Raw genomic sequence first — 21,454 nt, 5'->3', positions numbered from 1 at the left:
GGTTGTTTGGGTTATTTCATTCCAAGGCGTTTGGCCATTCGGCCGAGGTTGGCGCGGTCCAGGCCGAGTTCGCGGGCGGCGCTGGCCCAGTTGTGCTGGTGGCGCTCCAGGCAAGCGCTGATGATTTGGCGCTGGTAGTGCTCGGTGGCCTGACGCAGGTCGCCGGTGACGGCGGTCGCCATGTCAGTCTGTTCTTCGATCTGCGGCGCGCTGACATCGGGCAGGTCGAGGTCCTGGGCACTCAAGCTTAAAATCCTCGGACGTTCGCGACAGTTTCCCAAGGCTTTCAGCGCGCTGCGTCCGATCAAATGTTCCAGCTCTCGCACGTTGCCCGGCCAGTTATAGGCCAGCAGCGCCGCCTGGGCATCGCTGGTCAGGCGCAAGCTGCCCAGGCCCATGCGCGAGCGGTTCTGTTCGAGGAAGTAGCCGGCCAGCAGCAGTACATCGCGCCCGCGTTCGCGCAGCGCCGGTACTTGCAGGGGGTACACGCTGAGGCGGTGGTAAAAATCGGCGCGGTAGCGGCCGTTGCGCACCTCAAAGGCCAGGTCGCGGTTGGTGGCGGCGATCAGGCGAACGTCCACTTGGTGTTCCTTGTCCGAGCCCAGCCGCTGCAACTGGCCGCTTTGCAGTACCCGCAGCAGCTTGGCTTGCACTGTCAGTGACAGCTCACCCACTTCATCCAGGAACAACGTACCGCCATTGGCCAGTTCGAATTTGCCGCGGCGCTCATTCAACGCGCCGGTGAAGGCGCCGCGCACATGGCCGAACAGCTCGCTTTCCACCAGGGTTTCCGGCAGGGCGGCGCAATTGAGGCTGATCAGCGGTTTGTCCGCGCGTGTTGATGCGGCGTGGATGGCCTGGGCCACCAGTTCCTTGCCCACTCCGGTTTCGCCAGTGATCAGTACGGTCAGGTCGCTGCCACCGACCAATTTGATCTCCTCGACCAGGCGCTTGTGGCTTTTACTTTGGCCGATCATTTCCTTGTGCTGCTGGCCGCTGGCCTGGCGGTAAATCTCGGCACGCTGGTGTTCGTCTTCGGCGCGCAAGGCCAGGCGCTCGATGCGCTCGGCTACATTGACGGTGGCGGCGGCGAGGCTGGCGAAGGCTTGCAGGGCATCGAGTTCCACGCGTTCGAAACGCTCGGTGTCGAGGGCATCCAGGGTCAGCAGGCCCCAGGGCTGGTCGTCGACGAACAGCGGGCAGCCCATGCAGTCGTGCACTTCCAAGTGGCCATGCAGGCCATCCACCAAGCCGTCATAGGGGTCGGGCAATTCGCTGTCACTGTCAAAGCGCGTGGGGCCGGGGCTGCTCAGCAGCACGGCAAAGCGCGGATGCTCGCTGACCTTGAAGCGTCGACCCAAGGTGTCGGCGCTCAAGCCATCGACGGCCAGTGGCACCAGCCATTCGCCGTCCAGGCGCAACAACGCGGCGGCATCGCAAGGGAGCAGGGCGCGCATCGCTTGCAGCAGGCGGCGGTAACGCTCGCCTTCAGGCAGCTCGCGGGACAGGTCGGCGACCAGAGGCAGCAGGGTGGTGAGCAATGAGTGCGCAGTCATAAAGACTCCTTGTAGTCCTTATGACTATAAGGTGTAGGAAGTCATACTGACTACATGTAATTTAAGTGCTTGAAAAGTAAAGATTAATAAGTTGGCACGAATACTGAGTAAGTCAGGGTAATCAGTGAAGAAGCCCAGGAGGCTCCCATGCTTAGTGCCCAAGACCGTGCCATCGTCAAGTCCACCGTGCCCCTGCTGGAAAGTGGTGGCGAAGCATTGATCACCCATTTCTACCGCATGATGCTCTCCGAGTACCCAGAAGTTCGTCCGCTGTTCAATCAGGCGCACCAGGCCAGCGGCGACCAGCCCCGCGCCCTGGCCAACGGTGTGTTGATGTATGCGCGACATATCGACCAGTTGGATCAACTGGGTGATTTGGTGGCCAAGATCATCAACAAGCACGTGGCCCTGCAGATCCTGCCGGAGCATTACCCGATCGTCGGTGCCTGCCTGCTGCGGGCGATTTCCGAAGTGCTGGGCAGCGAGATCGCGACCCCCGAAGTGATGAGTGCCTGGGGCGCGGCGTACGGCCAACTGGCGGATATCCTGATCGGCGCTGAGGCGGCGATCTATGAAGAGAAAGCCCAGGCACCCGGTGGCTGGCGTGGTGCGCGGCCGTTCCTGCTGGTCAAGCGGGTGGAGGAGAGCGACGAGATCATCTCCTTCTACTTTGCCCCGGTGGACAACGGCCCGATCCTCAATGCCGCGCCGGGCCAGTACATCGGCATGAAGCTGGTGCTGGATGGCGAGGAAGTGCGCCGCAACTATTCCCTGTCGGCCCTGACTGACACGGGCCTGTACCGTATCAGCGTCAAGCGCGAAGCCGGTGGGCGGGTATCCAACTACCTGCATGACCAATTGCACGTCGGCGCGACCATCGACCTGTTCCCACCGTCGGGTGAGTTCACCCTGGCGGCCAGCGATAAACCGCTGGTGCTGATCAGCGGCGGGGTCGGCATCACGCCCACCTTGCCGATGCTCGAAGCCGCCCTGGCCACCGAGCGTCCGGTGCACTTCATTCACTGCGCGCGCAATGGCGGCGTGCATGCATTCCGTGACTGGGTGGATGCCCTGGCCGCCAAGCACCCGCAGCTCAAGCGCTTCTATTGCTACGCCGAAGATGATGGTGTGAGCCCAGCGGCGGACAAGGTGGGGTTGCTCAGCCTGGAACAGCTTGCGGCGTGGTTGCCCGAGCAGCGCGACATCGACGCCTATTTCCTTGGCCCCAAAGGCTTCATGGCCGCGATCAAGCGCCACCTCAAAGCCTTGGGTGTCCCCGAAAAACAAAGCCGCTACGAATTCTTCGGCCCAGCGGCGGCCCTGGAATAAGGCCTGAAGGTCCACACTGTCCAAAAATGTGGGAGCGGGCTTGCTCGCGAATGAGGTAGATCAGTCATACATAAGTTGACTGACACACCGCATTCGCGAGCAAGCCCGCTCCCACATTGGGTTCTCTATTTCTCCAGATTAATCCCCCGTTAACCCCCCTCTGTTTAAACCACTCCCTGTGTGTAAACTTGCGGCCATTGGCACAACCAAACAAAGGGAACCGGAAATGAGTGACGAATTGCGTTTAGGCAGGGAGCGGCGCTTTCTGGTGTTGCTGGGCATCATCTGCCTGGCGCTGATCGGCGGTGCGCTCTACATGCAGGTGGTGCTGGGCGAGGCGCCATGCCCACTGTGCATCCTGCAACGCTATGCCTTATTGCTGATCGCGATCTTCGCGTTCATCGGCGCGGCCATGCGCACCAAAGGGGCGCTCACCTTTTTCGAGGGGCTGGTGATCCTCAGCGCCCTCGGTGGTGTCGCCGCAGCCGGTCACCATGTGTACACCCAGTTCTATCCCCAGGTCAGCTGCGGCATTGATGTGCTGCAACCGATCGTCGATGACCTGCCCCTGGCCAAGGTGTTTCCCTTGGGCTTCCAGGTCGATGGTTTCTGCAGCACCCCGTACCCACCGGTGCTGGGCCTGTCCCTGGCGCAATGGGCTCTGGTCGCGTTCGTGCTGACGGTAATCCTGGTGCCCCTGGGCATTTACCGTAATCGCCAGCGCAAAGCCTGAGCCATTTACTGAAACGCCCCGGTCCTCCTTAAAGGAAGGCCGGGGCGTTTTTTGTTTGTGGGGATTTGTGAACAGAGCGTGACGCAGGACAACGGCGAGTGCGCGCAGCATGCGACATGTTGTCACACGGAAGCAGCCGCAAGACGTTTCTGATCCGCCAAACGGTCGCTTAAATTTGCATCATGCGGCCAAGATGTGCTGTCACTTCGTGGCTCCGCCAGTGGCGTGCACCTCACGCTGCTCCCGCGATTTCGTGATGTCTGAATGCCTTGTTTTATGGGGGGTTGCATCGGTTTGGCGTGCCCTTACAGACCGTAAGGACTGCGGCAGGTTGCCCTATAACACGGCAATTTTTGTGGTTTTTGTTGAGAATCGAACACGATAAGATCGCGAACCTTTGCAATAAAGGTGAAGGATTATTGCTGTAATCGATAAAAATTATTTCTTTATAAGACATGGTTTATACATCGCTAGCTAACTACAATCGCCCGCACTGAATGTCCGGTGCTGTTCAATCTTTGAGCACTGGAGCGGTCGAGGGGCAGATGGATGGCTCTGTGCGACCCCAAGGTTCCGGCAGCCTTTCAACTACCCGCACCAAATGGAATTGGTCTGTAACAAGGCCTTTAGCCACGAAATCGAATAAGAACTCACCGCAGGTCCGTGAAACGTAGATTTATGGCGTGACGGGCAGGCTCTTATTCAATCGAAGAGAAATGCCAACCCTTGGCAGGGTGAAGTGTTGGCGATCAAAACCCAACTGCATTGCGCAAGCTGCTTTAGAGGTCGTGAGATGAGTAAAAACAGGTACCCCCGATTACTAGGCTTTTTGCCGCTGCTTGGCATGATGTTAATGCTGGGAGGCTGTAAGTGGACCTTGATGGACCCAAAAGGACAGATCGGTCTGGATCAACGAAACCTGATCATCACCGCCACCCTGCTGATGCTGCTGGTCGTGGTGCCTGTGATCATCATGACCTTCGCCTTCGCCTGGAAATACCGCGCGTCGAACACCAGCGCGACCTACGCGCCGAAGTGGTCGCACTCCACCAAGATTGAAATCGCGGTGTGGCTGGTTCCGATCCTCATCATCATCGCCCTGGGTTACATCACCTATAAGTCGACCCATGAACTGGACCCGTACCGTCCGCTGGAATCCGACGTCAAGCCGATCAATATCGAAGTGGTTGCGCTGGACTGGAAGTGGCTGTTCATCTACCCGGACCTGGGTATCGCCACTGTCAACGAGATCCAGTTCCCGGAGAACACTCCGCTTAATTTCCGGATTACCTCCGACGCCGTGATGAACTCGTTCTTCATCCCAGCCCTGGGCGGTCAGATCTACGCGATGGCAGGCATGCAGACCCGACTGCACCTGATCGCCAACGAAAAAGCTGAAATGGAAGGCATCTCCGCGAACTACAGCGGCGCTGGCTTCACCGGCATGAAATTCAAAGCGATCTCGACGAGCCAGGAAGATTTCAACGCCTGGGTCGCCAAAGTCAAGGCCGCACCTAAACAGCTTGATCAAGCTGAATACGACGCCCTGACCAAACCAAGCCAGAACAACCCAGTCGCGCTGTACTCCGCGTTTGAGCCGAACCTGTTTCAGAAAATCGTCGACAAGTACGAAGGTATGAAGCCAGGCAAGCCGGTCAAGCACGAGAAGAAAGAAGTGGCCGCGGTTGAAGGTTCTGACGCGGGCTCGCATTCAACTGCTGGGGCAGAGGAGTAAACGATGTTTGGTAAATTAAGTTGGGATGCGGTCCCGTTCCACGAGCCGATTGTGATGATTACCATCGCCATGATCGCGTTGGGTGGTCTGGCACTGTTTGCGGCAATCACTTATTTCAAGAAGTGGACCTACCTGTGGACCGAGTGGCTGACGTCGGTCGACCACAAGAAAATCGGCGTGATGTATATCATCGTCGCCATGGTCATGTTGCTGCGTGGTTTTGCCGACGCCATCATGATGCGTACCCAGTTGGCCATGGCCACCGAGGGTTCGCCTGGCTACCTGCCGCCTGAACACTATGACCAGATCTTCACCGCCCACGGTGTGATCATGATCATCTTCATGGCGATGCCTTTCTTCACCGGCCTGATGAACCTTGCAGTGCCGCTGCAGATCGGCGCGCGTGACGTGGCTTACCCGTTCCTGAACTCCCTGAGCTTCTGGCTGCTGGTTTCCGGCGTTGTGCTGATCAACGTTTCCCTGGGCGTCGGCGAATTCGCCAAGACCGGTTGGGTTGCGTATCCGCCATTGTCGGGCCTGCAATACAGCCCTGGCGTGGGTGTGGACTACTACATCTGGGCGCTACAGTTATCAGGACTCGGGACGACGCTGACGGGGGTCAACTTCCTGGCCACCGTGCTGAAAATGCGCGCCCCTGGCATGAAACTGATGGACATGCCGATCTTCACCTGGACCTGCACCTGGGCCAACGTCCTGATCGTGGCTTCGTTCCCGATCCTGGCCGCTACCATGGCGCTGCTGTCGCTTGACCGTTACCTGGATTTCCACATTTTCACCAATGAACTTGGTGGCAATCCAATGATGTACGTGAACCTGTTCTGGGCATGGGGTCACCCTGAGGTGTACATCCTGATCCTGCCAGCGTTCGGTATCTTCTCCGAAGTGATCTCGACCTTTACCGGCAAGCGCCTGTTCGGTCACCACTCGATGGTTTACGCATCGGGCGCAATCTCTGTACTGGGCTTCATGGTGTGGCTGCACCACTTCTTCACCATGGGTTCGGGGGCCAGCGTCAACGCCTTCTTCGGCCTGGCAACGATGCTGATTTCCATCCCGACGGGGGTGAAGCTATTCAACTGGCTGTTCACCATCTACCACGGTCGTCTGCGCATGACCAGCCAGGTCCTGTGGACCCTGGGCTTCATGGTGACCTTCGCCATTGGCGGCATGACCGGCGTACTGCTGGCCATCCCGGGTGCTGACTTCGTCCTGCACAACAGCCTGTTCGTGATCGCTCACTTCCACAACGTGATCATCGGTGGTGCTGTATTCGGCTACATCGCGGGTTTCAGCTTCTACTTCCCGAAAGCGTTCGGCTTCAAGCTGCACGAAGGCTGGGGCAAGGCTGCATTCTGGTTCTGGATCTCGGGCTTCTTCGTCGCGTTCATGCCGCTCTATGCACTGGGCTTCATGGGCATGACCCGTCGTCTGAACGCTACCACCAACCCTGAGTGGGTACCGTACCTGTACGTTGCCATGTTCGGTGCAATCATGATCGCTGTGGGTATTGCCTGCCAGTTGATCCAGTTGTACGTGAGCATCCGTGACCGTAAGCAGAACGCTTGCGACTCCGGCGACCCATGGAACGGCCACACCCTGGAATGGTCGACTTCGTCGCCACCTCCGTTCTACAACTTCGCCGTGATCCCTACTGCGAACACCATCGATGCGTTCACCGAAGCCAAGGAAGACGGTACTGCGTACCAGAAGCCCAAGCACTACGAACCGATCCACATGCCAAGCAACACCGCCACTGGCGTGGTGATGGGTGCGCTGTTGACCGTGTTCGGTTTCGCGATGATCTGGCACATCTGGTGGCTGGCAATCGTTAGCCTGGTGGGCACCATCGGCTACTTCATTGTCCACGCTGCACGTGATGATCAAGGCTACATGGTGCCGGTCGAAACGATCGAGCGCATCGAAGCCGAGCAGCACGCTCGCCTGGTCGCCGAGAAGAAAATCCCGGCCAACCGTGTAGAAACCTCGTTGGAACAGGCTTAAACCATGTCGAACTTAGTGACCAATGCTGGACACGCCCATGTCGATGACCATGGGCACGATGACCATCACCACGACTCGGGGCCGATGACCGTTTTCGGTTTCTGGCTCTACCTGATGACCGACTGCATCTTGTTTGCGTCGATCTTCGCGGTGTACGCGGTACTGGTAAACAACGTAGCGGGTGGCCCGTCGGGCCACGACATCTTCGAACTGCCTTACGTGCTCGGCGAAACCGCCTTGCTGTTGTTCAGTTCGATCACCTACGGCTTCGCCATGTTGGCCTTCTACAAGGGCAACAAAAAAGGCGTACTGAGCTGGTTGGGCCTGACCTTCCTGTTCGGCCTGGGCTTCATCGGCATGGAGATCAACGAGTTCCACCTGCTGATCTCCGAAGGCTACGGCCCGCACCGTTCCGGTTTCCTGTCGGCGTTCTTCACGCTGGTCGGCACCCACGGTCTGCACGTAACGGCAGGCCTGCTGTGGATGGCGGTGATGATGTATCAGGTCAATAAACACGGCCTGACCAACACCAACAAGACTCGCCTGAGCTGCCTGAGCCTGTTCTGGCACTTCCTGGACGTGGTCTGGATCTGCGTCTTCACCGTTGTTTACCTGATGGGGACTCTGTAATGGCTAATGCACACTCCCATGACCATGACAGCCACGATGCGAGCCACGGCAGCGTTAAGTCGTACGCCATCGGCTTCATCCTGTCGGTAATCCTGACCCTGATCCCGTTCGGCCTGGTGATGTACCCAACCCTGCCGAAGTCGATCACGTTGATGATCGTGCTGGCGTTCGCGGTGATTCAGGTGCTGGTTCACCTGGTGTACTTCCTGCACTTGGATCGCTCGAAAGAGCAGCGCGATAACGTGATTGCGTTCGTGTTCGCAGGCCTAGTAATCCTGCTGCTGGTTGGCCTGTCGATATGGATCATGTTCAGCATCCATACGTTCATGATGGCGAAGTGAGGTAAGACCCGATGTCGCTTAAGCACTTTATCCAAATCACCAAACCGGGGATCATTTTCGGTAACGTGCTTTCTGTGGCGGGCGGTTTCTTCCTGGCCTCCAAGGGGCATGTCGATCTGGCCATCTTCCTGGCTGCAATGATCGGCACCTCCCTGGTGGTAGCTTCCGGATGTGTGTTCAACAACTGCATCGACCGCGACATCGACATCAAGATGGAGCGCACCAAGAACCGCGCGCTGGTACAGGGGCTGGTTTCCCTGAAGCTGGCGCTGCTGTTCGCGACCGTCCTGGGTGTTGCCGGTGTGGTGCTGTTGTACAAGGTGGCTAACCCGCTGGCGGCGCTGTTTGCCGTGATCGGCTTTGTCATCTACGTCGGCCTCTACAGCCTGTACCTCAAGCGCAAGTCGGTTCACGGCACGCTGGTGGGCAGTCTGTCGGGGGCGATGCCGCCGGTCATTGGTTATGTGGCTGTGACCAATAGCTTCGACATGGCCGCGCTGGTGCTACTGGTGATGTTCAGCCTGTGGCAGATGCCGCATTCCTACGCCATCGCGATTTTCCGCTTCAATGACTACCTGGCTGCGTCGATTCCGGTTTTGCCGGTTAAACGTGGCATCCAGGTCGCCAAGAAACACATCCTGCTGTACATCCTGGCCTTCCTTGTGGCGACCTTGATGTTGACCTTCAGTGGCTACGCCGGCATGAGCTACCTCGCCGTCGCCGCCGCCATGGGCATGTACTGGTTGTACATGGCCTGGACCGGCTACAAAGCGGTGGATGACACCGTCTGGGCGCGCAAGCTGTTCGTGTTCTCGATCTTCACCATCACCGCGCTCAGCGTGATGATGTCCCTGGATTTCCAAGTGCCGAAAGAGCTGTTGCTGACCTACGCTCACTGAGTGGTCCCGCAGTGAAAAAGCCCCGCCTTCGAGAGAAGCGCGGGGCTTTTTCTTGGGCGTTCGGTTAAATCGGCCGACGCCTTTCTCGTCATACACTTTTGTACGAGCTGTGCGAATCCATCACCCGCCCTACAACAAGGAGTTGTCATATGGTCAGCGTTAGTCGTCGGTCCCTTCTCGCCGTGGGCGCCGCCCTGCCATTACTGGGGCGCCTGGATTGGGCGGTTGCGGCGCCGTCGCCGGCAGCGTCTGACAAGGTACGGCTCAACTACAACGAAAGCCCCTATGGCCCTTCAGGGGCTGCGCGGGAGGCGATGCAGCGGGGCATCGCCACCTCCGGACGTTATCCTTACGGCCATATGTATGCTTTAGCCGGGCTGTTTGCCCAACAGCAGGAAATTGCCGAGGAGCAGGTGGCGGTATTTGCAGGCTCGATGGCGGCCTTGCGCTATGCCGTATTGGCATTCACCAGCGAAACCCGTGGCCTGGTGATGGCCACGCCGTCCTACGAAGTGCCGCGCCAGGCGGCCGAGTCGAACAAGGCGCCGGTGAAGGAAGTCAGTCTGAGCGCCGACCACGCCCACGACATCCCGGCGATGCTCGCCGCCGATCCCCAGGCGGGCATGCTCTACCTGTGCAACCCCAATAACCCCACTGGCACTGTCACGTCTACCGAGGCCATCCGCCAGGCACTGGCAAACAAACCCAAAGGCAGTGTGCTGGTGGTGGACGAGGCCTATATCGATTTCGCCGACGTCCCCAGCGTTGTCAGTTGGGTCAAGGACCATCACGACCTGCTGGTGCTGCGCACGTTCTCGAAAATCTACGGCATGGCCGGCGCCCGTCTGGGTCTGGCAATCGGCCACCCTGCGCTACTGGAGCGGCTGGCCGTGTTTGGCGGCGACAACGTACCGGCAGGTTCCACCCTGCTCGGCGGCATTGCCAGCCTGGAAGACGTGAAACTGCTGCCGCAACGCAAGGCGCTCAATAACCAGCTGCGTGACGAGACCGTGGCCTGGCTGAAAGACCGTGGTTTCACCTGCACCGCCTCCCAGGCCAACTGCTTCATGATCGACGTGAAGCAACCGGCGGAGCAGGTGATCGAGCAGTTGGCGGCGCAGGGCGTGCTGATCGGCCGGGTGTTTAAAGGCTGGCCGCAGTGGGTGCGGGTGACGGTGGGGGACAAGCGTGAGATGGCGCGGTTTCGGGAAGTGTTTGCAGCACACGTCGAACGGGTCAGTTGACACAGCACAGATCAAATGTGGGAGCTGGCTTGCCTGCGATTGCATCATCTCGGTTTCACTGATGTACCGAGACGTCTGCATCGCAGGCAAGCCAGCTCCCACACTTGATTCTGCGGTGTAGCTTGCTACGAGTTACTGCTGCGCGATGCTGTACCCATCAAACGCCGTCTGCTGTTGCAGCGCAGTAATCACGCTTTTGCGGCTCAACGGCTGTTCAGCACCGGTGTTGTCCACAAAGCTTTCAACCGTAAGCTCCGCTTCATCGCCTTCACCCACAAAGCTGAAGCCAAGGAACTCAAACGCCTCACGGTCAACGTTCAGCTTCGAGCGTGGTGTGCGCAGTGGCAGGGTGACGCTGATGCCATCCTTGCTGATCACAAACACTTCGGCTTCTTTCTTGGGCCGTGAAGCCTTGCTCTTGCCGGCGCTTGGGTTGCTGATGGCCTGGTGGCTCTGGTTCAGCACCTTCAACGCCAGGCCGTAGACCAGCTCCTGGAACTCGGGGTCGTCCTTGAAGCTCGACAGGATGCGGCTGATCGAGAACTGGCTGCTCAGGTTCTCCAGGGCTGCATTGTCGGCCGCCTCGGCGTCTTTCAATTGCTTGAGCTGGCCCATCAGGTCGTAGGCCTTGTCGTCGTCGAAGGCATCGTGGGCCTGGCGGATAGCCACGCGCAGTTCGCGGATCTGGTCGCTTTCCTTGGACGTGTGGAAAGCGTCCAGCACCATCTCGCTGATGATCTTGGCCGCTGGCAGATGCTGTGAAAGATTGATGGCGTTTTCGTACTCGGCTTTGGCGTGCAAGGCGACTACGGTTTCTTCGGCGGATTCTTCGATGGTGTAGGAATCGGGCATTGAAATTTCACTACTTCAGTAAACGAGGACAAAAAAGCGTCGGGCATTTTCAGGGGGAGGGGGATCAGGTCAAGGCAGCACAATGCCCTTATCCCGACGTTACCCCGGCAGCGCCCGTTGCAGCCGGACTGCCCGCCTGCAAAACAGACCTACGGTAAACCCCGGCCTTCCTTACTGGGACAAGTGTCTCAGGCACGCTTGGAGGATATCCAAGCCCTCCTCCAACACTGCCGGTTCAATCGTCAGCGGTGCCAGTAAACGGATGATATGCCGCGACTTGCCGCTGGGCATTAGCAACAACCCGGCATCCCGTGCCAGGCCCAACAGTTGAGCAAGCTGTTTCGGTGCGGGTGTGCCATCGGCGTTCGCCAGCTCGATGCCGCGCATGGCGCCGACGCCGGTCAGGCGGCCGAGGTAGGGCGTGAGGCCTTGTGCGCACCAGGCTTCATAGCGGCGAACGATGGCTTCTTGCTGTTGCGCTCCCCAAGTGTTCAGGTGCTCATCTGTCATTGCGTCAAGGGTGGCTAATGCTGCGGCACACGCAATAGGGTTGCCGGAATACGTGCCGCCCAGGCCGCCCTTCGGCAGGTTGTCCATCAACGCCTTGCGCCCCACTACGGCGCCCAGCGGTACACCCCCGGCGATGCTTTTACCCAGCAGGATCAAGTCCGGTTCGATCCCCAGGCGTGAGAACGCAAAACGTTGGCCGGTACGGCCAAAGCCGGATTGGATTTCATCGGCAATCAGCAGGATGTTCTTCTCATCGCAAAAGCGCCGAAGAGCCTGGGCGAACTGGATATCCAGTGCGAGGAACCCCCCTTCGCCCTGCACCGGTTCGATAATGAAACAGGCCACATCGTTGACGTCGATTTCTACGCTGAACAAGCGGTCCATGGCCTTCAGTGCCTCAGCGCAGGTCACGTCGTTATCAGCGCTGGGGTAGGGCAGGTGGTACACCGGGCCGGGCAGTACACCGACCTTTTGTTTGTAGGGCGCGACCTTGCCGTTGAGGTTGAGCGTGGCCAGGGTGCGGCCGTGGAAGGCACCGTCAAATGCAATCACCGCCGTACGGCCGGTGGCGCCGCGCACGATCTTCAGCGCGTTTTCCGCCGCCTCCGCGCCGCTGTTGGTGAGCATGCCGCTGACTGGGTAGCCCACCGGGATAAATGCGCTCAGGCGCTCCATCAGTTCGATGTAGGGCGCGTGCGGGGCGGCGTTGAACGCGTAGTGGGTCAGTTTGGTCGCTTGTTCACGAATTGCCTCGACCACGCCCGGGTGGCAGTGGCCGAGGTTGAGCACACCGATGCCGCCAACAAAGTCGATATAGCGTTTGCCCGAGGTGTCCCAGACTTCGGCGTTTTTCCCGTGGCTGAGGCTGATGGGATGAACGATGGAAATCGATTGGCTGATGGTTTCGTGGCTCATGAATCGGGGACTCGGCAGTGACGGGCGTCTTTTATCTAAGCTGGGCGCCCGCCCTTGTCGCAAACGAAATAAAGTCGCCGGGTCATTATTAAAAGTCGGGATGTGAGCGGACGTAGTCCACCATCCAGTCCAGGAAGGCCTTCACTTTGGGGACCTCGCCGGCATGCTCGGCATGAGCGATAAAGTGCGCGCCGCTGCTGGGCATTGCGTAGTCCCACGCAATCATCAGGCTGCCCTGGGCCAACTCTTCGGCCACCAGGTACTGCGGCACCAACGCTACGCCGTAGCCCGATTGTGCTGCGCGAATGCACATGTAGAACGTGTCGAAACGCGGCCCGTGGTAGCTGTTCTGCGAGTGCAGCCCCTGTTCGAGGAACCATTCGTGCCAGGCTTCCGGGCGCGAGGTGCATTGCAGCAACGTGTGGCGCGACGAAGCATCGCTGCCTTCGGCGACAAAGCCCGGTGCGCACACCGGCACCACGGCTTCACGGAACAGCTCAATGCACGTCGCGCCCGGCCATGAGCCCTGCCCATAGAAAAACGCGATATCGGCCTTGGCCTGCAACACATCGAAAGGCTCCAGCTCGTTGCGCACATCCAAGTGGATATTCGGATGTTTCGCCGCGAAATCCTTAAGCTTGGGCACCAGCCAGCGATCGCCGAAGGTCGGCTGGGTGGCGATGCGCAGCACTTCGGTCTCGCCGCCGTAGGTGAGGATGTAGCGGCTGGAGATGTCCACCTGGGTCAGGATTTTGTGCACTTCGGCCAGGTACAGCGACCCCGCTGGCGACAGGTACAAGCGCTGGCGAACCCGTTCGAACAGGTTGTGGCAGAGCATTTCTTCCAGCTGCGCCACCTGCTTGCTGACGGCACTCTGGGTCAGGTGCAGCTCTTCGGCGGCACGGGTGAAACTCAGGTGGCGGGCGGCGGCTTCGAAGCATTGCAAGGCCGTCATCGAAGGGGTCAAGCGTTTTGAAATCATGCAGTTCATTCCAAATCGGAAGGAGCCTTTGCCTAAAGGTCGTTTGTGGCAGCGGCGTAAAGCCGTGGATACTGCCCGGCAGCACTATAAACCGGCGCGGGCGATACGGCGCCGAATAATAAGGAATGACAGGGAGAGCCTTGCATGAACTCATTCAAAATTACGTTGGCCGCGATTGGCGCCAGCGCCGTGCTTGGCCTGGCAGGCACCGCCCACGCGGGCGCAACCCTGGACGCCATCCAGAAAAAAGGCTTTATCCAATGTGGTGTCAGCGATGGGCTACCGGGCTTCGGCGTGCCCGACAGCCAGGGCAAGATGACCGGTATCGATGTGGACGTATGCCACGCGGTGGCGGCAGCCGTATTCGGCGACGCGTCGAAAGTGAAGTTCACGCAGTTGACCGCCAAGGAGCGTTTCACGGCGCTGCAGTCCGGTGAGATCGACCTGATCTCACGCAACACCACCTGGACCAGCTCCCGTGATTCGGGCATGGGCTTAGTGTTCACCGGCGTGACCTACTACGACGGCATTGGCTTTCTGGTGAACAACAAGCTGGGCGTTACTGGCGCCAAGCAATTGGACGGCGCCACCGTGTGCATCCAGGCCGGTACTACGACTGAACTCAATGTTTCCGATTACTTCCGCACCAACGGGATGAAGTACACACCGATCACCTTTGACACCGCCGACGAAAGCGCCAAGGGCCTGGAAGCCGGGCGATGCGACGTACTCACCACCGACCAATCGGGCTTGTATGCCCAGCGAATCAAGATGGCCCACCCGGACGAGTTTGTGGTGTTGCCGGAAGTGATCTCCAAGGAACCGTTGGGACCGCTGGTGCGTAAAGGCGATGACGAGTGGTTCAGTATCGTCAAATGGACCTTGTTCGCGATGCTCAACGCCGAGGAAATGGGCATCACCTCGCAGAATGTCGAAGAGCAGGCCAAGACCACCAAGAATCCGGACATTGCGCGGTTGCTGGGGGTTGATGGCGAATACGGCAAGGACTTGAAACTGCGCAAGGATTGGGTGGTACAGATCGTCAAGCAAGTGGGCAACTATGGCGAAGTGTTCGAGCGCAACATCGGCCAGGGCAGCGTGCTGAAAATCAAGCGCGGGCTCAATGCGCTGTGGAACAACGGCGGCATCCAATACGCGCCGCCAGTCAGATAAACGCGGTGCCGCTGCAGGCGCTGGCAAGCCCGCGCCTGCAGTGAACATTGCTCATTCGGACACGCCGTCCTTCCCCGCCGCCTTGGCGCGATACAACGCCTGATCAGCGCGCGCCATCAGGGCCGCGGGGTATTCATCCGTTAGACGCACAGCAACACCCAGGCTCAGGGTTACCTTGAAGTCGTCCCTTTGCGGGCGATTCCTGAACGTCTGGCGGATGTGTTCTGCCAGCGCCTTTGCGATGTCCAGCGAGGTTTTGGGCAGGACCAGCACAAACTCATCGCCGCCCCATCGAGCCAGCAGGTCATTAGGGCGGATACAACTTTCCAGGCATTCCACCACCCGCACCAAGGTCTGGTCGCCCACACCATGACCGTAGCGGTCATTGATCAGCTTGAAGTTATCGATGTCTATGGCAATCAATGCCAGCGGCAGGCGAAAGCGCTGGGCACGGTCGCATTCTTCGAGCAGCACTTTCTCCAGGCGATAGCGATTGGCGACCAGGGTCAGCGCATCCCTTTCGGCCAGGGAGCGATTTTCATCCAGTTGCAGCTGCAGCTGCTGATTGACCCGCGACAGCTCGCGCGTGCGTTCGGCCACCAGTGCCTCAAGCGATTGATTGCGCTTTTCCAGCTGTTCGACGGAGCATTTGCGCAGATGAATATCGCGATGGGCGCCCACCATTCGCGCCACCGAGCCGTCGGCGTTACGTGCAATCACGTAGCCGCGGTCTTCGATCCACAGGTAACTGCCCTCTTTTTTGCGGCAGCGATATTCGGCTTGGTAATGGGGGGCGCGACGGTGGATGTAGTCGTCGAACAGCTTCATCACCTTGGGGTAGTCGTCCGGGTGAATCACGTTCTCCCAGGTGAACACAGTGTTCTCTAGTGCATGGCGGTGATAGCCAAGCATTTCGTACCAGCCTGGATTGCGGTAGACGAAACCTGTGTTGGCATTCCAATCCCAGATCCCGTCACTGACCAGCTCCAGAATGGTGTGCAGCATGTCGGCGTTGAAGTGAGAGAAATCTTGCTCTAACGGATTAGTGTCGGAGGTATCGTTCATCTGCGCATTCCTTGCGTGGGCAGGCATTCAACGCCTACCACTGTTGTCGCCGATACTCCGTGGCTGGAGCCACTGTACAACGGGGCCTGGATGCTTTGAATAGGGCAGATGTACGGCGAAAGATTGATGGCAAATAGCTATTGCTTCGGCGCCACCATCCTAGTCGGCACCTTCCCATCCGCGTTGTGCTGATAAATCGCTTCAGGCTGCCCTTGTTCGTTAAAAAATACCTGGCCAATCCCCGCCGAATTCCATAACCGCTCGCCGGCTTCGGCGTGCTCCGGAATATGGGGCACCACCTGCATGGTGCGGCGGCGGGTGAACCAGTTGAGCGGCGAGCGCGGCGAGTAGAGCCAGCGATTAAGGCGGTCGAACCACTCCAGCAGGCGGGGTGGGAATTCGTTCTTGATACCGCTGCTGGTGATTTGCCAGATCCTGGGGCCGGCGTTGCGATGGCGGATCAGCACTTCGTAGACGAACGAGTAGTGCACGTCACCGGAGAGGATCACGTAGTTACCCGGCGTGCGGGAATGACGGAAGATATTGAGGATCACTTGGGCGGCTCCGCGATGGGCCATCCAGTTTTCAGCATCCACCAGCAGGGGGTGGCCGCACCAACTGAACACCTTCTGCACTGTCTCGATCAGCTTGACGCCGAAGATTGGCGCGGGCGAGACGATGATGGCCGAGGGGTGATCCAGCAGTTCCTGTTGCAGTTCGCTCAAGGCCTCCCAGTCCAGCAGGCCGGAAGGTTGTTTGAGGGTGAACTCGCTGCGCCAACGGCGAGTGCGAGTGTCGAGCACCACCAGGGCGGGGGTGGTGGGCAGTACGTAATGCCAGCGCTGGAATTTCAGCAACGTTTCGAGCAGTTCATCCTGCGCGCCCGCGTCCAAATGATTGGCTTTGGGCTGAGCCGTGAGGGCTTGGGTTTGGCTGACCAGTTCGCCAAACGCGTCCGGTTGGTTGCCCCAGCCCTGGCACAGCAAATAGGCAAGCAGGGCGTTGCCGATGATGCGCTTGGAGAAAGGGTGGCCGTAGGCAGTCTCCTCCCATTGGGCGCTAAGGTTCCAGTCGTCGGTGATGTCGTGATCGTCAAAGATCATCAAGGTCGACAGGTGGGCGAATACCCGTGCGACGCCCGGTAGGCCGTCGCGAAATTTATTGATCTGTACCTGTTCGCGCGCGTAGCGCTGGTGTCTTTCTACGTTCAGCTGCGGAGGTTGAGGCGCAATCAACGTCCAGGGCGTGGGCGACCATACCAGCAAGTACATGGCGATGACTTCAGCGAATGTCACCAGATGATTGTCGGCGGTGCTGCTGGTGAAGATGGGCTTTTTTACACCCCCAAAGAAGCGTTCGCGCAGGGTTTCGTTGCTGTCCAGTGCGGGCAGCAAGTCGGCGCGATGGTAGTAGCTGGCGCTGTGCCCGTAGAGGCTGGCGCTGTCATCGACCACGGCGCCCTCCAGGTATTCATCGAACAGGCCCAGGCGTGCGATCAATGAATGTATCGCCCGCAGCATCGGCCCGGCCACATCATCGGCGTAGACCTGATCGCCGCTCATCATCAGCAGGGCTGGGCGATCGGTTGGGGTGTGGGTGTCTGCCAACAGGCGGTCGACACACAGCAAACCCTCGTCGGCACTGTGATGGGGTTTGCGGCATGAGCCGTGCACCAACTGGTGGATACGGCTGTGCAATACGAAACTCGGAAGTTGGGCGTTGGCGTACAGCAGGTGCGGTGCCCAGTCGGCAATGCCGGTGTTATCGAACAACAGGTCGTAGCTGATCGCCACGTCCAGGGGCAGTGCGTCGTCCAGTGACACGTCGATCAAATGGATAAACGCCTGGCGCCCTACGGCCACAACCTGGCACGGGTCCAGGGTGATCTCCAGTGTCTGAGTTGGCAGATGCAATTTCAGCGTCAATTCAAGTGCGCGGCTTCCCACCAGCCACAACACCAGGCGCCGAGGTTCGAGGCGCCGCAGCAGTGGGCCGGCCAGTACGGCGGGCAGTGTGTCGGGGTGCGGCATGCAGTCAAGGATTCCGGGCAGGGTTGAACCGGCAAGATTAACCCAGTGAATGTCATTGTTTTGTTAAGGGCGAGGGTACGAAGGGCCGTGCACTGCCCTCCGTATAAGGCCGATTAAAGCAGGTGGCCTTGACCCAGGCTGTCTAGCCCACCGCTGTTTTTGCCTCCGCGGTCATTGGCTGCCGTACTTCCAGGGGCAGCGGCATGCAGTTGCGTTTGTGTGTCGTCAATGCTGCGCTTCCTGCGCTGGGGCTCTGCATCATCCTTCTGCAGCGGTGGGTAGTGAAAGTGGCCCAGTGAGTGGTTGATAGCGTTAAGCATGGATGTTTCCTTCTAGTGGGTAGAGGATTACTCCGCTTGTGAAAGCGAAGTCAGGCCAAACTTATAGAGGGCGAAGCGGGGCTGCTATAAACGCGCTGCTGCAAGATATGACTGTCGTGGGGAACGCGCTTCAGAAGTCATCAGAGGCGCTGTTCGCGCAACTGTTTAGCCCGGGAGACGTCGCGCCTTCCTTGCCCTCCCGCACAAAAGTCGCGCGATTTTCCGCCACCACATTACGCAATGCGCTGTAGTAATCCGGCAGTTTTTGCAGGCTATCGGTGAGCGGCAACAGTGACGCACGGGTATCGATCGTGCCGCCGACGAGGCTGATAGTACCCAGGGTCTGCACTGTGTCGCTGTCCCCCAGCGGCGCAACCAGGAAGCTCAAGACTTTGCCTGCCGCATCCCGGCTGTTACTGGTACCCAGCAATGGCAGCTCGACGATGGGCCCGTTGCCCACACCCCACACGCCGAATGTCTGGCCGAAATCGGCTGTGTGGCGCGGGATGCCCAGGCGGTCCGACACATCGAACAGCCCCACCACGCCCACCGTGGTGTTCACTGCGAAACGCCCCAGGGTATTGACTGAACGCCCTGGGTTACCTTGCAGCAGGTCGTTGATAAACACCTTTGGCTCGCTGAAGTTGCTCGCGAAGTTATGCACACCCTGTTGGAAAAAATTCGGCAGGTAACGGTAACCGCGAGCCACAGGTGCCAGGGCGTAGTTATCCACAACACGGTTGAACGCGAACACGCCCCGGTTGACCGGTTCGGCTGGGTCATACACCGGGTAGTTCACCTGTGCGCAACGAGTGGTAGGCGCTACGGGTGCCGGGCTGGCGCAGCCCGTCAGGTAAGTCACTGTCAGCAACAGCACGGCCTGGCGGGCCAGTTGCCGGGAATAGGTCAGCGAACGCATGGGCACAGTCTCCGCAAAAAGGAGGCCGATGCTGGCATTCGAGCCTTGCGCAAAGATGTCGGGTTTATTGCGCCTTTGACGCTTTATTGCACGATTGAAATATATGACGGGCCGCGCCGAATGGTTTTAGATGGCACCTTGACCCAGCCCAGTGAAGCCTGCCGGTGAGCAACCTGTTAATCGTCGACGATGACCTTGAAGTCCTCGCCCTGCTGAAGAAGTTTTTCCTGCAACACGGCTACGTGGTCGAGACCGTGGCCAGTGGCACCGAATTGTGGGCGGCGATGGAGCGCGGCCCCGCCGACCTGATCATCCTCGACCTGATGCTTCCCGGCGATAACGGCTTGCTGCTGTGCCAGCGCCTACGCCAGCAATACACCACGCCGGTGATCATGCTCACCGCCATGGGCGAACTCAGCGACCGCGTGGTAGGCCTGGAAATGGGCGCCGATGACTACCTGAGCAAACCCTTCGACGCCCGCGAATTGTTGGCACGGGTGCGCGCGGTTTTGCGCCGGGCGGGTGAAAGCCGACCCGCGATGGGGCAGGTCGCGCGCCCGTTGATCTGTTTTGCCGGCTGGCAACTGGACGTCACGCGTCGCGAACTGCGCTCGCCCGACCACGTGATGATCCCGCTGTCTTCCGGAGAGTTCGACCTGCTGTTGGTGTTTGCCGAACACCCGCAACGGGTGCTCACTCGCGAGCAGTTGTTGAACCTGGCGCGCGGGCACAGCCATGATGCGTTCGACCGCAGCATCGACGTGCAAGTGAGTCGACTGCGTCGCAAGCTGGAATTCGATACCAAGCGCCCGGCGATGATCCGCACGGTGCGCAACGGCGGCTACCAGTTCACCGCCAGTGTGACCCGCTCATGAGCCGCCGCCCACGCGACACCGTGGCCCGCTGGATCGCCCTGACCATCCTGATCGCAATGTTTACCGCGCTGGCGTTCAACGCGTTGTTCGTGCAATTGGCGGGCGTGTGGGCCAGGCCACCGCTGACCGAAACCGGGTTGCTGGAGAAGATCGCGGTGGTGGTGCGCGCAGTCGAGGCGTCCGATCCGGCGCAGCGACCGCGTCTTGCTCAGGTGATGGGCGATGGTTCTTTCAGCGTGATGTGGGCAGCGCAGCGCGCAGCGTTTGATTTGCCGGTGCTCGACGACCCGGATTTTCAATCGGGCGAACAGGCACTCAAGCATCTGCTTGAGGGGCCGACCCGGCCGATGGAGGCTTATCAACCGTCCGACTGGCCGGACGGCGATGGGCACTATGTGCTGTTGATACAGCTGGCGGATAAGTCCTGGCTGATGTTCAGCGCGGGTACTCGCAGTTGGGGACTGGACGACGGCGCGCGCAGTCTGATTGTGGTGTTGCTCGTGTTGATCTCCACTGCGCTGGTCACCCTGGTCGCGACCCGGCGCCTGGCCCGTCCTCTACAACACTTCGCCCAGGGCGCGCGACGCTTTGGTGCGGACTTTCGCGCGCCGCCCATTGAGCCAGTGGGGCCCCACGAAATACGCCAGGCAATCCTCGCTTTCAACAGCATGCAGGCGCAGTTGCGGCACTTTATCCAGGACCGTACCCAAATGCTCGCCGCCATCTCCCACGACCTGCGCGCGCCGTTGACCCGGTTGCGTCTGCGCGGTGAGTTCATTGAGGACGCTGACCAGCAACAAAAGTTGTTTCGCGACGTGGATGAAATGCAGGCCATGATCAACACCGCCCTGGAATTCTTCCGCGACGACGCCCGCCTGGAACAAGCCACCCAACTGGACCTGGCGGAATTGCTGCAAACCCTGATCGATGACTACCGCGACCAGGCCATCGACCTGACCTTTCGCGGCCCGCCGCGCCTGGTGTATTTCGGACGCCCGCTGGGCCTCAAGCGAGTGATGACCAACCTGATGGACAACGCGATCCACTACGGCGTGGCGCCGGAAATTGAGTTGCAGCAGAAGAATGATGAGGTGGTGATTCGCGTATCGGATCGCGGGCCGGGCATTCCCGTGGAGCATCGGGAGCAGGTGTTTCTGCCGTTCTATCGCCTTGAAGGGTCACGCAACAAAAGCACGGGAGGCGTCGGGCTGGGGCTTTCTACCGCACGGGCAATTGTGCTGGAGCACGGTGGCACCCTGACCCTGGCCGAGCGCCAGGGTGGTGGGTTGGAGGCAGTAGTGGTGCTGCCGGTGTGAGATTTACC

The 21,454-nt window shown here is 59.5% G+C and carries 18 protein-coding genes; 11 read left to right on the top strand and 7 right to left on the bottom strand.

The features are described 5' to 3' along the window. Window positions 1-11 precede the first annotated feature (11 nt). Window positions 12-1,556 carry a nitric oxide reductase transcriptional regulator NorR gene (gene norR, locus AB4O35_RS00940; RefSeq protein WP_065874482.1) on the bottom strand — a complete coding sequence of 515 codons (1,545 nt, stop codon included), beginning with the start codon at window positions 1,554-1,556 and terminating at the stop codon, window positions 12-14. 147 nt (window positions 1,557-1,703) lie between these two features. On the opposite strand from norR, the gene hmpA reads away from it, so the two are divergent. The 8 genes from hmpA (at window position 1,704) to ptaA (ending at window position 10,489) form a co-directional block, all read left to right on the top strand. Continuing rightward, a complete protein-coding gene (gene hmpA, locus AB4O35_RS00935; protein WP_065880730.1) occupies window positions 1,704-2,885 on the top strand; it encodes an NO-inducible flavohemoprotein in 1,182 nt (393 codons plus the stop codon). A gap of 226 nt (window positions 2,886-3,111) precedes the next feature. Then, window positions 3,112-3,618 carry a disulfide bond formation protein B gene (locus tag AB4O35_RS00930; RefSeq protein WP_065874484.1) on the top strand — a complete coding sequence of 169 codons (507 nt, stop codon included), beginning with the start codon at window positions 3,112-3,114 and terminating at the stop codon, window positions 3,616-3,618. Window positions 3,619-4,411: 793 nt separating this feature from the next. Next, window positions 4,412-5,353 carry a ubiquinol oxidase subunit II gene (gene cyoA / locus AB4O35_RS00925; RefSeq protein ID WP_049711590.1) on the top strand — a complete coding sequence of 314 codons (942 nt, stop codon included), beginning with the start codon at window positions 4,412-4,414 and terminating at the stop codon, window positions 5,351-5,353. Window positions 5,354-5,356: 3 nt separating this feature from the next. Then, entirely contained in the window at window positions 5,357-7,375 is a 2,019-nt protein-coding gene (gene cyoB, locus AB4O35_RS00920) for a cytochrome o ubiquinol oxidase subunit I (protein ID WP_049711591.1), read from the top strand. A 3-nt stretch (window positions 7,376-7,378) separates the two neighbouring features. Further along, complete coding sequence (locus AB4O35_RS00915) at window positions 7,379-8,005, top strand: cytochrome o ubiquinol oxidase subunit III (protein WP_017734786.1); 627 nt, start codon at window positions 7,379-7,381, stop codon at window positions 8,003-8,005. Next, entirely contained in the window at window positions 8,005-8,346 is a 342-nt protein-coding gene (gene cyoD, locus AB4O35_RS00910) for a cytochrome o ubiquinol oxidase subunit IV (RefSeq protein ID WP_010206434.1), read from the top strand. Before AB4O35_RS00915 ends, cyoD begins: the two co-directional genes overlap by 1 nt. Before the next feature lie 11 nt (window positions 8,347-8,357). Further along, window positions 8,358-9,245, top strand: coding sequence for a heme o synthase (gene cyoE / locus AB4O35_RS00905; protein ID WP_049711593.1), 888 nt, complete (start codon window positions 8,358-8,360; stop codon window positions 9,243-9,245). Window positions 9,246-9,394: 149 nt separating this feature from the next. Further along, window positions 9,395-10,489 carry a pyoverdine biosynthesis transaminase PtaA gene (gene ptaA, locus AB4O35_RS00900; RefSeq protein ID WP_065880731.1) on the top strand — a complete coding sequence of 365 codons (1,095 nt, stop codon included), beginning with the start codon at window positions 9,395-9,397 and terminating at the stop codon, window positions 10,487-10,489. Between the two features lie 132 nt (window positions 10,490-10,621). Here the strand turns inward: ptaA and AB4O35_RS00895 are convergent, their stop codons facing one another. The 3 genes from AB4O35_RS00895 to AB4O35_RS00885 all read right to left on the bottom strand — a co-directional run bounded on the left by AB4O35_RS00895 (window position 10,622) and on the right by AB4O35_RS00885 (window position 13,748). Continuing rightward, on the bottom strand, window positions 10,622-11,341 hold the full coding sequence (locus AB4O35_RS00895) for a hypothetical protein (RefSeq protein WP_065880732.1): 720 nt from the start codon (window positions 11,339-11,341) through the stop codon (window positions 10,622-10,624). Between the two features lie 171 nt (window positions 11,342-11,512). Then, a complete protein-coding gene (locus AB4O35_RS00890; RefSeq protein ID WP_065874487.1) occupies window positions 11,513-12,766 on the bottom strand; it encodes a 2-aminoadipate transaminase in 1,254 nt (417 codons plus the stop codon). Window positions 12,767-12,854: 88 nt separating this feature from the next. Next, a complete protein-coding gene (locus tag AB4O35_RS00885) occupies window positions 12,855-13,748 on the bottom strand; it encodes a LysR substrate-binding domain-containing protein (protein WP_065945779.1) in 894 nt (297 codons plus the stop codon). A 144-nt stretch (window positions 13,749-13,892) separates the two neighbouring features. Here AB4O35_RS00885 and AB4O35_RS00880 point away from each other — a divergent pair, with 144 nt between their 5' ends. Then, on the top strand, window positions 13,893-14,921 hold the full coding sequence (locus AB4O35_RS00880) for an amino acid ABC transporter substrate-binding protein (protein WP_065880735.1): 1,029 nt from the start codon (window positions 13,893-13,895) through the stop codon (window positions 14,919-14,921). A 51-nt stretch (window positions 14,922-14,972) separates the two neighbouring features. On the opposite strand, the gene AB4O35_RS00875 is transcribed toward AB4O35_RS00880, so the two are convergent. From AB4O35_RS00875 to AB4O35_RS00865, 3 genes are all read right to left on the bottom strand, one after another. Further along, window positions 14,973-15,986, bottom strand: coding sequence for a diguanylate cyclase domain-containing protein (locus AB4O35_RS00875; protein ID WP_065874490.1), 1,014 nt, complete (start codon window positions 15,984-15,986; stop codon window positions 14,973-14,975). A 137-nt stretch (window positions 15,987-16,123) separates the two neighbouring features. Next, window positions 16,124-18,016 carry an alkaline phosphatase D family protein gene (locus AB4O35_RS00870; RefSeq protein WP_065874491.1) on the bottom strand — a complete coding sequence of 631 codons (1,893 nt, stop codon included), beginning with the start codon at window positions 18,014-18,016 and terminating at the stop codon, window positions 16,124-16,126. Window positions 18,017-18,466: 450 nt separating this feature from the next. Beyond that, on the bottom strand, window positions 18,467-19,255 hold the full coding sequence (locus tag AB4O35_RS00865) for an MlaA family lipoprotein (RefSeq protein ID WP_065890017.1): 789 nt from the start codon (window positions 19,253-19,255) through the stop codon (window positions 18,467-18,469). 164 nt (window positions 19,256-19,419) lie between these two features. On the opposite strand from AB4O35_RS00865, the gene AB4O35_RS00860 reads away from it, so the two are divergent. Together AB4O35_RS00860 and AB4O35_RS00855 are read left to right on the top strand one after the other, a co-directional pair. Next, window positions 19,420-20,130, top strand: coding sequence for a response regulator (locus AB4O35_RS00860; protein ID WP_065945780.1), 711 nt, complete (start codon window positions 19,420-19,422; stop codon window positions 20,128-20,130). Beyond that, entirely contained in the window at window positions 20,127-21,446 is a 1,320-nt protein-coding gene (locus tag AB4O35_RS00855) for a sensor histidine kinase (protein ID WP_065945781.1), read from the top strand. Before AB4O35_RS00860 ends, AB4O35_RS00855 begins: the two co-directional genes overlap by 4 nt. Window positions 21,447-21,454: the final 8 nt, after the last annotated feature.

Source organism: Pseudomonas sp. H1_A03 (genome assembly GCF_054685145.1).
This window is presented reverse-complemented; position numbering and strand designations above follow the sequence as displayed.